General features: G+C 70.4%; 1 protein-coding gene. It reads right to left on the bottom strand.

Annotated elements, in window-relative coordinates; all coding sequences use genetic code 11:
- The coding region (gene nagB, locus ACPCUX_RS18780; RefSeq protein ID WP_409141159.1) for a glucosamine-6-phosphate deaminase at positions 1 to 781 on the bottom strand (781 nt) is incomplete at its 3' end.
- Positions 782 to 783 lie beyond the last annotated feature (2 nt).

Here is a 783-nt window from a genome sequence, read left to right as displayed (position 1 = left end):
AGAGGCCCTGCCAGTCGGGCTTGGACGCGTACGTCTGGCGGTAGTAGTCGCCCAGCTGCAGGCGCGAGGCCGCCGCGTCGTCGACCAGGACCGTGGCGTGCGGGTGCATCTGCATGATCGTCGCGGGCCACATCGCGCTCACCGGGCCCTCCACGAGCTGGTGCACCGCTTCCGCCTTGCCCTTGCCCGTGGCCAGCAGCACCAGGTGCCGCGCCGACATGATCGTCGCCAGACCCTGCGTCAGACAGTGCCGCGGCACCCGCTCCACGTCGTCACCGAAGAACCGCGCGTTGTCCTCGCGCGTCTGCGCCGTCAACGTCTTGATCCGCGTCCGCGACGCCAGGCTCGACCCCGGCTCGTTGAACGCGATGTGCCCGTCCGTCCCGATCCCCAGGATCTGCAGGTCCACACCCCCCGCCCCCGCGATCGACTCCTCGTACGCCGCGCACGCCGCCACCAGGTCCTCCGCGTTGCCGTCCGGACCCTGCACCGCACCCGGATCAAAGTCCACCCGCGAGGCGATCTCCGTCTCGATCACGTTGCGGTACCGCTCCGGATGATCGACCGGCAACCCCACGTACTCGTCCAGCATGAACGCCCGCACCCCCGCGAACGACAACCCCTCCTGCACATGACGCCGCACCAGCTCGTCGTACACCTTCAACGGCGACGACCCCGTCGCCAACCCCAGCACCGCCCCCGGCCCCGACCGCACCACCGCCTCCACGGCATCCGCAGCCAGCACCGCCAACCGCTCCGCCGGAGCGATCACGACCTCCATCA

This window comes from Cellulosimicrobium sp. AB352 (genome assembly GCF_049538415.1).
GTDB lineage: Bacteria > Actinomycetota > Actinomycetes > Actinomycetales > Cellulomonadaceae > Cellulosimicrobium > Cellulosimicrobium funkei.
The sequence above is the reverse complement of the archived record's forward strand: the minus strand, read 5'-3'. Positions and strand labels throughout refer to the sequence as shown.